This window comes from Halolamina sp. (genome assembly GCF_036626355.1).
Taxonomy (GTDB): Archaea; Halobacteriota; Halobacteria; order Halobacteriales; family Haloferacaceae; genus Halolamina.
On sequence record NZ_JAZKRY010000094.1, the window covers coordinates 1 to 10,824 of the forward strand.

Annotated in this window: 11 protein-coding genes; 6 read left to right on the forward strand and 5 right to left on the reverse strand. The window is 66.2% G+C overall.

All coding sequences use genetic code 11. The annotated features are described in order from the left end of the window. Positions 1–342: 342 nt before the first annotated feature. Complete coding sequence (locus V5A38_RS12875; protein ID WP_332326164.1) at positions 343–684, reverse strand: hypothetical protein; 342 nt, start codon at positions 682–684, stop codon at positions 343–345. Between the two features lie 112 nt (positions 685–796). Here V5A38_RS12875 and V5A38_RS12880 point away from each other — a divergent pair, with 112 nt between their 5' ends. After that, the gene (locus V5A38_RS12880) at positions 797–2,107 is read left to right on the forward strand and encodes an aminotransferase class III-fold pyridoxal phosphate-dependent enzyme (protein WP_332326165.1); all 1,311 of its coding nucleotides are present in this window, start codon (positions 797–799) and stop codon (positions 2,105–2,107) included. 219 nt (positions 2,108–2,326) lie between these two features. Here the strand turns inward: V5A38_RS12880 and V5A38_RS12885 are convergent, their stop codons facing one another. Together V5A38_RS12885 and V5A38_RS12890 are read right to left on the reverse strand one after the other, a co-directional pair. Continuing rightward, on the reverse strand, positions 2,327–2,566 hold the full coding sequence (locus tag V5A38_RS12885) for a DUF5816 domain-containing protein (RefSeq protein WP_345786287.1): 240 nt from the start codon (positions 2,564–2,566) through the stop codon (positions 2,327–2,329). Between the two features lie 52 nt (positions 2,567–2,618). Next, positions 2,619–3,329, reverse strand: coding sequence for an SDR family oxidoreductase (locus tag V5A38_RS12890; RefSeq protein WP_332326167.1), 711 nt, complete (start codon positions 3,327–3,329; stop codon positions 2,619–2,621). Positions 3,330–3,891: 562 nt separating this feature from the next. Here V5A38_RS12890 and crtI point away from each other — a divergent pair. The 4 genes from crtI (at position 3,892) to V5A38_RS12910 (ending at position 7,690) form a co-directional block, all read left to right on the forward strand. After that, positions 3,892–5,475 carry a phytoene desaturase family protein gene (gene crtI, locus V5A38_RS12895; protein ID WP_332326168.1) on the forward strand — a complete coding sequence of 528 codons (1,584 nt, stop codon included), beginning with the start codon at positions 3,892–3,894 and terminating at the stop codon, positions 5,473–5,475. Positions 5,476–5,479: 4 nt separating this feature from the next. Then, positions 5,480–6,322 carry a prenyltransferase gene (locus tag V5A38_RS12900; RefSeq protein ID WP_332326169.1) on the forward strand — a complete coding sequence of 281 codons (843 nt, stop codon included), beginning with the start codon at positions 5,480–5,482 and terminating at the stop codon, positions 6,320–6,322. After that, entirely contained in the window at positions 6,319–7,185 is an 867-nt protein-coding gene (cruF, locus tag V5A38_RS12905; protein ID WP_332326170.1) for a bisanhydrobacterioruberin hydratase, read from the forward strand. Before V5A38_RS12900 ends, cruF begins: the two co-directional genes overlap by 4 nt. Before the next feature lie 76 nt (positions 7,186–7,261). Continuing rightward, entirely contained in the window at positions 7,262–7,690 is a 429-nt protein-coding gene (locus tag V5A38_RS12910; RefSeq protein WP_332326171.1) for a hypothetical protein, read from the forward strand. A 9-nt stretch (positions 7,691–7,699) separates the two neighbouring features. Here the strand turns inward: V5A38_RS12910 and V5A38_RS12915 are convergent, their stop codons facing one another. Together V5A38_RS12915 and V5A38_RS12920 are read right to left on the reverse strand one after the other, a co-directional pair. Further along, positions 7,700–8,653, reverse strand: a complete 954-nt coding sequence (locus tag V5A38_RS12915; protein WP_332326172.1) for a phytoene/squalene synthase family protein — start codon at positions 8,651–8,653, stop codon at positions 7,700–7,702. A gap of 157 nt (positions 8,654–8,810) precedes the next feature. Further along, positions 8,811–8,951, reverse strand: a complete 141-nt coding sequence (locus V5A38_RS12920; RefSeq protein ID WP_332326173.1) for an HVO_2523 family zinc finger protein — start codon at positions 8,949–8,951, stop codon at positions 8,811–8,813. 115 nt (positions 8,952–9,066) lie between these two features. On the opposite strand from V5A38_RS12920, the gene V5A38_RS12925 reads away from it, so the two are divergent. Beyond that, entirely contained in the window at positions 9,067–10,587 is a 1,521-nt protein-coding gene (locus V5A38_RS12925; RefSeq protein WP_332326174.1) for a molybdopterin-dependent oxidoreductase, read from the forward strand. Positions 10,588–10,824: the final 237 nt, after the last annotated feature.

Here is a 10,824-nt window from a genome sequence, read left to right on the forward strand (position 1 = left end):
ATTCGAAACCGCGCGAGGGCCAGTACCGTCGCGTGATTTTCGTCAATTGATACCGTGACGACCGCGGTGGCTGCTCGACTACTGATAGTGATTACTGCGAATAAGTTCATCGACGGTGTCGAACGCCGCCGGTTCAGGGGCTCCCCTCACCGACACGGATGGTCACGGCGGGACAGACTCACAGTAATCACTATGCGGATCGCGACCGCCGCCACGAACACGATTGGGGAGGGTGCTTGCCCAGTAGAGGCAGCAACTGCAACCGCGAACATGGCTGCGGAGGGTGCTTGCACTATTGGGCCGCACCGCATCCGCACCGTATCTGCGCCGTACCGCAGCCGCTTACTCGTCCCCGTGGTCAACGACCGCTTCCAGCAGGTCGCGGGTCCACGGGGGTGAGGACCAGGGTCGGACAGGTTCGACTTTGTCGAGTTCGAACGTCATGCTGGTGACCAGCGTGGGGTTGCCAATTTCGACATCGACCCTTTCCCGAATCTCCCGGCAAGCGGTTCCAGTGATGACACTCGCTTTTCGAGGTGCGGTCTCCAACGTTCCGCCCGGGAAGTCACCCGTGGCCGACGCGTGGTCCGCGTCTTCCCCGAGGGTGATGAACAGGTACTCCGGCTCCCCACGGTCAGGCTCTTCCGGGGCGATTACGTCGACGGTACGTATATCTGGGAGCAACCTCGGGCTTCACCGCAAAAAATATCCGACTGCCCGTACCAATGCCGATAAATTACTTCGCGAGCATCGCCGACGAAGACAGACTTATCCCCAGTCTAGTCTATGTGGATGTATGGCACAGACGGACCGACCGCAGAACATTCCGCACTGGTACTCACCTGAAAGTGAAGTCCTATCGCTCTCTTCCGGAGAGGGCGCCCGCGTCACTGACGATGAGGGCACCGAGTATCTCGACTTCGTTGCACAGCTTTACTGCGTCAACGCGGGGCACTCGAACGAGTCCATCATCCAGGCGATGACCGGCCAGGCCCGCCAGATCCCGTACGTCTCGTCCTCGAAGACGACACCGGCTCGCGACGAACTGGCCGGGCGGCTGGCCGAACGCGCACCGGGCGCGCTGAACGACGTGTTCTTCTCCATCTCCGGGAGCGAGGCCAACGAGTCGGCTATCCAGATCGCCCGGGAGTATCAGGACGCGCCGAAAGTGCTCACGCGCTGGCGCTCCTACCACGGCTCGACGTACGCTGCCGGCGGGCTCTCGGGCGATCCCGAGACCCGCGGGAAGATCGAGCGCTACGCCGCGACCACCGGTATCGCGAAGTTCCTCCCGCCACTGGTCCACAACTCCCCCTTCGACGGCGACACGCCCGAGGAGATCGCCCAGCAGGCCGCCGACCACCTCGAGTTCGTCATCAAAAACGAGGGGCCCGACTCGATCGCAGCGGTGCTAACCGAACCCGTCGCAGGGACCTCCGGCGCCTATCCGGCACCACCGGGCTACTTCGAGCGCGTCCGTGAGATCTGTGACAAGTACGACGTGCTGCTCATCTCCGACGAGGTCATCGCCGGCTTCGGCCGCTGTGGCGACTGGTTCGGGATTAATACGTACGACGTGGAGCCGGACATGATCACGTTCGCGAAGGGCGTGACCAGCGCCTACGCACCGCTTGGCGGCGTACTCGCACGCGAAGATATCGCTGCCGAGGTCCGCAAGGACGGCCACGACCTCGGTCAGACGTTCGCCGGCCACCCGGTGGGCTGCGCCGCAGCCAACGCCGCGATGGACGCCTACGAAGACGGGCTCATCGAGAACTGCCAGGAGCTCGCGCCGTATATCGAATCGGAGCTCCGAGCACTCGGCGAACGCCACGAGGAGGTCGCCCACGTTCACGGCCGCGGGCTGCTCTGGTCCGTCGAGTTCGGCCACCCCGAAACGGGCGAGCCGTTCGTCGACACCCGTGTCGAGCCTGACGCCGACAACCCCGTCGGTGATGTGCGCGAGGTAGCGCAGGAACACGGGGTGCTGTTCGGAGGGGGCCGACCGGACACGCAGGTGCTGCTCTCGCCGCCGCTCTGTATCGACCGGTCGGATATCGACGAGGCGGTCGCTGCGCTGGAAGCGGGAATCGAGGCGACGTTCTGAGCGGTCGCCATACCCACCGTGGCTGCTCCTCGGTGGCGGTCAGAACAGTTCGTCCCAACGTGGCTGGTCGGATTCGGGGCGACACAGTCACGGCATCGGTTCCGCGGCGGCGAAACGGAGTTCGCCGCAGGTCACGTGCAGCTGTCGGTCATACACAGTCACGGCATCGGTTCCGCGGCGGCGAAACGGAGTTCGCCGCAGGTCACGTGCCGTGACTGGTCATTCGTGCGCGTCGTCCCAGTCATCCGGCTTCTTCGCGTTCCCACAGACGTTGCATTCGATACGCCCCATCGAGTCCATCGCATTGTCAGTCGTCTCACAGCTGCCACAGAAGTAGCCCCAGCGCTCGTCGGCATCAGGTGAAACGTACGCGACGAAAAACGGCCCCTTCGTCCCGCGCTCCCCCCTCGAGAGGTCGACGTGAACCGTCTCGCCCTCGGCGGTACGGATAGCTTCCAGTTGCATACTCGGATGAAGACGGCCGAGAGCCAAGAACGTACGGCTCTGTGGGCTACCGCGTCGCGCGCTTCCAGTCCGCCAGGGTGAGCCGACCCCCGTTCAACTCCTCGGAATCAGCTTCAGTCGCCGCCCAGTGGAACATTCCGGCCACGTCCTCCGGGTCGCGGCCCTGCCCGCCCGTGAGTTCGGTGGCGACGACGCCCGGGTCGACGACGCCGACTGCCTGCTCGATATCGGCGGCGAAGCCGCGGGCAACCGCCTCCGCAGCGGCTTTCGACACCGCGTAGCCGCCGTAGCCTGCGCTGGGTTCGGTCGCCACCGCTCCCGACGGCACGAGCACCCGCGCGTCCGCGGCGAGATGCGGGAGCGCTTCTTTGACCGTCGTGAAGACGCCGCGGGCGTTGGTCCTGAACTGGTTGTCGAACGCCGTGTAGCTCTCCTCGGGAAGCGGTGACTCGCCCGGTTCGCCGTGGAACACCGCCGCACAGGGGAGGACCAGGTCGATCTCACCGCCTGCGCGGGCGGCACGCTCCATCAGTCGCTCGGCATCGAACTCGTCGCGCACGTCGGCGGTGGCCGTCTCGACGCTCGGCCGGTCGGAGAACAGGCCGTCCGACGCTCCGTCGTCGCTTGACATCGGCCGGTCGTCGCTCCCGGTGCGCACGGCGGCGACGACGGTTGCGCCCGCATCCGCGAACGCCCGCACGAGCGCAGCCCCGATTCCCCCTGCCCCACCGGTCACAACCACCGTAGAGTCGTCCATACCGAACGGGGGACCGGCAGGAACTTAGCGGTGTTCGTCGCGGCCCGTCAGGCTGAATCCATTCGATATCCAGGGCCACGTGACAGGTTGCCTCTGAGGAGACTGCGAAGTAACCGTTGCCTGATCCGTGTTTCCGAGATACCCTGCGAACTCCGTATCTCCGGGGACGTCGCACTGACGCTGCAGACGCTCTCGGGAGTTTCGAACGTCTACATGATCTGCCCGGCCCGGGCTCTCCGCACCAATCACCGGCGCTCACGCCCACTTCGGCGTGCTCTCCGTCCTGGCAGTTGTCACCGGGCTGGCTATCGAGCGGACGGAGCTGGGTGGTCGCCGACGAACCGTCGCTATCTGGGGGTCATCGTCGGCCAGTGCTCCTCCCGGCGACGGGGTTGATGGAGCTGGTTACACCGCCGCTGCTGCTCACCGCCTACCGCTGGGGCGCACCCCTCACCATTTCGAGAGGTCTGGTTGCGTGTGGCACGCTTACGGCCGACGAAACGGCAACGCGATAGCCGCCGATGCCTCCCGGCTTTAAGCCCATCGGGCCACTCCCTTACACATGGACGTTTCCCCGGAGCTTCCCACCATCGAAGGGAGATCAGTTGCTGTCATCGGCGGCGGAATCGGCGGGCTCTCGTCGGCCTGCTACCTCGCCGGCGCGGGCGCCGACGTCACGCTGCTCGAACGCAACGAGCAACTGGGCGGCCGCGCGAGCGTACTGGAACGCGACGGGTTCCGCTTCGATATGGGGCCCTCGTGGTATCTGATGCCCGACGTGTTCGAGCGCTTCTTCTCCCACTTCGACCGTGAGCCGAGCGACTACTACACGCTCTCGCGGCTCGACCCCCACTACCGTATCATGTGGAAAGACGGCGACAGCATGGACCTCTCGCCGAACGTCGCCGAGAACATCGAAAAGTTCGAGGCCTACGAGGACGGCGCCGGCGACGCACTTGAGGAGTATCTGGAGAAATCCACACTCAACTACGAGGTGGGGATGGAGCATTTCGTCTACGAGGATCGCCCACGACTGCGGGATTATCTCGACCCGGACGTCGGGCGACAGGCCCGCGGCCTCTCGATGCTCGGCTCGATGCAGGACCACGTCGAGAACTACTTCGACCACCCCAAACTCCAGCAGGTGATGCAGTACACCCTCGTCTTCCTGGGTGGTTCGCCGAACAACACGCCGGCGCTCTACAACCTGATGAGTCACGTCGATTTCAACCTTGGCGTCTACTACCCCGACGGCGGGCTTGGCGCCGTCATCGACGGCCTCGTCGACCTCGGCAGCGAACTCGGCGTCGAGTACCGGACCGGCGCGGACGTGACCACTATCCACGGCCAGCGCGGCGGGTTCAAGCTGGATTACGACGGTGCCAGCAGGAGCGACTACGCACCCAGCGGTCGCCACGCCGACCACCGAGTCGACGGTGCCGGCTACGCGCTCGCGGACCTCGTCGTCAGCGACGCCGACTACGCCTACACCGAACAGGAGCTCCTGCCGCCGGAGAAGCGCCAGTACGACCCGGACTACTGGGCGTCACGGACCTACGCACCCTCGGCGTTCCTGCTCTACATGGGCGTGGAAGGCGACGTGCCCAATCTCGCCCACCACACGCTCGTGCTTCCGACGGAGTGGGAGGAGCATTTCGAGCAGATATTCGACAGGCCGGCGTGGCCCGACGACCCGGCGTACTACCTCTGTGTGCCCTCGAAAACCGACGAGACCGTCGCCCCGGAGGGTCACTCGAACCTCTTTGCGCTGGTTCCTATCGCCCCTGGCCTGGAAGATGACGAAGCGACCCGCGCGGCCTACCGCGAGTCGGTGCTCGACGATATCGCCGCGAACACCGGCACCGACCTCCGAGACCGCATCGTCCTCGAGGAGACGTTCTCGGTGAGCGAGTTCGGCGAGCGCTACAACAGCATGCAGGGCTCGGCGCTGGGGCTGGCCCACACTCTGCGCCAGACTGCGTTACTGCGCCCGCCCCACACCTCCGAGGCGGTGCCGGGCCTCTACTTCACCGGCTCCTACACCACCCCCGGTATCGGCGTCCCGATGTGTCTCATCAGCGGGCAGCTCACCGCCGAGGCGCTCACGGAGCGGGAAGGCGGGCGAACCCCCGAAAAGAGCCGGTAGCAGGATGCTGCGCTATCTCCTCGCGCTCTCGCGCCCGCGGTTCTGGCTCTACACCGCCGGCCCGGCGCTGGTCGGCATCGCGTACGCCGCCGAGACCGTCGACGCACTGCTCTCGCCGGTGTCAGTGCTGCTGGTCGCCTACTTCCTCGTGCCCGCGAACGTTTATCTCTACGGCATCAACGACCGGTTCGACCGCGATGTCGACGCCGAGAACCCGAAGAAAGCCGAGGGAGAGGGTCGAGAGGAACGCTGGCGCGGCGCCCCCGCAGTGTCCGCTGTCGTCGCGATCTGCGGGGTCGCGGGCCTCGGTCTGTTCGTGCTCACACCGGATGTCGCGTGGCCGTATCTGGCGGGCTTTTTGCTGCTCGCGGCAGGCTACAGCGCGCCGCCGCTGCGGTTCAAAACCCGTCCACTGCTCGATTCCCTCTCGAACGGGCTCTATCTCCTGCCGGGCGCGGCCGCCTACGCCGCGCTCGCGGGTGCCCATCCGCCAGCGTTCGCGCTCGTCGGCGGCTGGCTCTGGACGATGGGGATGCACACCTACTCCGCGATTCCGGACATCGAGCCTGACCGCGCTGCCGGCATCGAGACGACGGCGACGGTGCTCGGCGAGCGCCGAACCTACGGCTACTGTCTGGCCTGCTGGACGCTCGCCGCTGGGGCATTCGCGCTGCTGGACCCCCGGCTGGGAGCGCTTCTCGGTGTCTACCCCGTCTTCGTTCTCGGCACCGTCGCGGCCGGCGTCGACGTGGACCGGGCGTACTGGTGGTTCCCGGTCGTCAACGGGCTCGTGGGGATGCTCCTGACCCTCGGGGGGCTGCTGCGCCTGCGCGGGGTGCTTCCATGAGCACGCTACTTGGGCTGCTGCAGAACCGCTTGGACGACCGTCGGGCGTGGGAGTCGGCGATGGACCAGTTAGTTCGAGCTAACCGCTTTACCATCGCCGTTGTCTTCCCCGCTGTCGGCGCGCTGCTGCTCGTCGCCAGCGCCGAGGGGCTGCTCCCCGAGCCGCTTGCGTTCAACCCGCTGCTGGTGCTCTCGGGGGTCATCGTGATGCGGTCGCCCCTGATCGTCGGGGTCGCTCCCGTGGTGAACCGCCGGGCGCTGTTTGGCGTGCTCGGGCTGGCGGCGTACGCGTACACGATCGAGATCATCGGGATCCAGACCGGGTTCCCCTACGGCGAGTTCCACTACGGTATCGATCTCGGGCCGATGCTCGGCGGCGTGCCGCTGGCGCTCCCGGTGTTTTTCCTCCCGCTGGTGTTCAACGCCTATCTGCTCAGTCTGCTGTTGCTCAGAACTATCGCCGAGCGGACGATTACGCGCTTGCTCGCGGTCATCGCCCTCGTCCTCGCGATGGACGTGGTGCTCGATCCCGGCGCCGTCGTGCTGGGGTTCTGGGCCTACCCCGGCGGCGGGGCGTTCTACGGCGTGCCGCTCTCGAACTACGCCGGTTGGGTCCTTTCGGCGACGATTGCCGTCGGGGTCGTCGATTTCACGTTCAACCGCGAGGCGCTGCACGCCCGACTGGCGTCGTGTGAGTTCGCACTCGACGATATGGTGAGTTTCGTCCTGCTCTGGGGTGGCGTGAACCTGTTCTACGGCAACTGGCTCCCCGCAGTTATCGCAGCGGCCATCGGCGTTGGCCTGCTGCGGACCGACCGCTTCGACGCGCCGATGCTGCCGTTTGTGGCACGGACGAGGTCGTAGCAGTCTCCCGGCGGGGTTGTCGACCTGTCGATAGGTTCAACGGGGAGGCCGTCCATCGCCCATCCACCCGCCAGGGATGCATCACCCACTTCCAGATATCCAGCGTGACGAGCGATACAGTCAGGACGACATCGAGACGCTGTTCGACACGGGCTTTGGCTATCGCATCTCGGGTATCAACGTTCGGAACGACGACGACGACATCTCCGGAGAGACGTTCACCTACGTCGGCGAGGGAGTCCCCGAAAAAGGCGACCAGTCGGCCGACACACTGGGCAATTCCGCGCTCATCGCCGCCGAGTCCAACCCTGTGCCGATCTACTTTTTCTACAAGGAGTCGGACGCCGACGGCTGGGCCTCTCAGGGGCTCGTCGACGTGGAGAAGCACGAACTCGTCTACGATGCCGACGGCAACCGGGAGGTGCTCGAGTTCACCATCAGTCACCGAGCGGAAACGGCTGCCGGCACGGCCTGCGAGGAAATCGGTGACCAGCCGCCCAGCTAAGCTCGCCGACTACGGCACCGGCAGTCGACCCAGCGCCTGCCTGATCTGGTGGTCGGTCTCCCCGTCGGCGATGGCACTTATTCGGCGGAACACCGTCATCGGCTCCGGGGTCCGTTGCCACGCCACCCGGGCTCTCACAGCCAGATAGAGGCGCCTGGAAAGCGAGAGCGATGGCGTCGCCGACACCACGTCGAAATCGCGGGCGCGGATCATCCGGTGGTGGTCGACGTAGAGAATCGCCGCGAGCAGGACGGGGAACTGGCAGTCGAACGGGAGCAGTTTGATACCGGCGACGCCGTCGAGATAGAGCGCCTCCGCGCGGTTGAGCTCCGTCTGGACCGCCGCAGCGACGTTGTCGTCGAACTCCAGCCGGGTGAGCTGCTCGTGGCTCGCACCGTGGGCTCTGAGCGTCTCCGCAGGGAGATACACGCGGTCGCGCTCGAGCACGTCCTCGCGCACGTCGCGGACGAAGTTGGTCAGCTGGAACGCTTCACCGAGCGCCGTCGCCGCCGGGAGCGCCTCCTCGGCGGCCGCCGGCGCCATCACGGCGGTCATCATCCGCCCGACTGCCGCTGCCGAGCCGTCCATATACGCCCGAAGCTCGTCGTAGCTCTCGTAGCGGGCTTTCTCGATATCGGTGGCCATCGCGTCGACGAACGTCTTCACGTCCGCGGCGGGGATGCCGTGCTCCTCGCGGATCTCGGCGAACGCCGAGAGCACCGGGTCGTCCGTCGCTTCCTCGCCGAGCGCGGCGCGGCGGAACTCCTCCAGACGTGCCTCACGCTCGGCCGGCGAGAGCTCGTTCTCGCCGTCGACGACCTCGTCGGCGACCCGGAAGAAGGCGTAGAGCACGTACGTTGGATGGCGCACGCGCTCGGGGAGGAACTTCGTGGCGACGTAGAACGTTCTCCCCGTCCGTTTGTGAATCTCCTTGCTCCGGGCAAGTTGCTCATCTCTCACCATACGTTGAGGTGGCCATCCGCTGTGGCCGTGGCCGGCGACCGTGGGCTGGAAGAACGCATCATCTAACTGAATAGCTAAATGGCCCGAACAGGCTTAATTGTACGTACGCCGGAGAACCGGTCCCGCTACCGGCCGATTCCGGAGCCGTCGGGGAGACTCAGTAGAACGTGTCCGAGCAGTCCCAGACGACGCCGTGCTCCGGGCAGACGTATTTGCAGTGTCGGTGGGTCATCGTCGCCCCGCAGTGCGGGCAGGGGCGTCCGGGCGCCGTCTTCTCGTCGCGCTCGCTCCCGGCCATAGCGAACGATACGGGAGCAGTGACAAAGCGGTTCCGGCCGCGTCGAACGCGTTCCACAGGCGTCCCGCGCACACGTCCGCGAGAACGTTAACCATGCTGAGTCCTACTACCCTGTATGAACCGCGCTCGTCTCCGCGAACTGCGCTCGGCGCACGGCACCGAGCTCGGCGTCGCCGCGCTGGCGGCCATCGCCGCCCTCGGCGGCTCGCTGCTGGCCGTCGGCGTCACGCCGGCGTTCGTCGTCGCCGCCACCGCCGCGGTGGTTCTCGACATGCTCCCGGACGTGTTCGTTGCGGAAGGTATCGGCACACTGCGTGATTTCGCGAAGCCGTTGCTCGCGGCGGGAACAACTGCGCTCCTCGTCGGCGGCTACACGGCGCTGATTTTCACCATCGGTCACTGGGTCGGCTTCCGAGAGATGGGCAAACACGCCGTCGTGACGCTCCTTGCACTGCTTGTAACGACGTTCCTCCTCACCGGGAGCGTTCTCAGCGCCGTTGGCGCCGGGATTGCGGCCGCCGTTGCCGTGATCGCTGGCTCGACGTTCTTCGCTCCCATCGGCATGTCCCACAGCCGCCGCCGCGTGCTGCGAGCGGGCGCCGTCGCCGCCGGAGCGGTCGGCATCGGCGCGCTATTCGGCCCCAGCAGCGGAGCTGGGCAGGGGCGCGAACCGGGTCCGGTCGACCCCGCGGCGCAGTCGCTGCTCGACGATGCAACCGAGCGGGGGTTCTCGCTCCCCGACACGGAGGGGATGATTTCGGAGTCGTTCTACCAGGTGGACATCGCGACGGCCACGCCCGACATCTCGCCTGAGGAGTGGTCGGTCCCAGTGACGGGACTCGTCGAGAGGGAACAGGATTTCACGCTCGAGGAGCTGAGGGAGTTCCCTGCTGAACGGCGGTTCGTCACGCTACGCTGTGTGAGTGACACGATGAACGGCACGAAGATGGACACGGCGCTCTGGACCGGCGTCCCCGTCTCGGAGGTGCTCGACGAGGTGGGCGCGCCCGAGAGCTGCTGTGTGACGCTTCACGGGGCCGACGACTACTACGTCTCCTTCCCGCGGGAGGCGCTCGATCCCGGCCTGTTCGCTTACGGCATGAACGGCACCGAGCTCCCGCGGGGCCACGGCTTCCCGCTTCGGACGCTCGTCCCGGGGCACTGGGGCGAGACGAACGCCAAGTGGCTCACGGAGATCGAGATTCGCGAGGAGCCGGAGGACGGCTACTGGGAGTCCCGCGGCTGGAAAGGCACCGGCGAGGTCAACACCGTCGCCAAACTCCACGGCGTCGACACCAGCGGCGAGGGCATCCGCGTCGGTGGACACGCCTACGCCGGCACGCGTGGGATTTCGGCCGTCGAGGTCTCCACTGATGGTGGCGACAGCTGGACGGAGGCGACGCTCTCGAACCGGCTCCCCGGTGCGACGATAGTGGAGGACGGCGACGAGTCTCCGGACGCCACCGGCGAGGCGAAGGACGCCTGGCGGATGTGGCAACACGAGTACGAGAAAAACGGGAACCACGAGGTGGTGGTCCGGGCCATCGACGGGACCGGAGCCGTGCAGAACGAGACGAAGCAGGATGCGTTCCCCGAGGGCGCGACTGGGTGGGTGAGTACGACGGTCAAGCCCTGAGGAGGGTCGTTCTCTGGCGTGATTCGGGTGGCGGCGTGAAGCGCGAGCGCTTGTGTGAGCGAGCCAGCGCGAGGTTCTTGCGAGCACGGAGGGAGCGATAGCGACCGAATCGGTTGGGGAAGTGTGTGGACGGTGCAGTCGGGGGGACTGATACTGATTACGGCGAATAGTGTCATCGACGCTGTCGAACGACGCCGGTTCAGGGGCTCCCCTCACCGACACGGATGGTCACGGCGG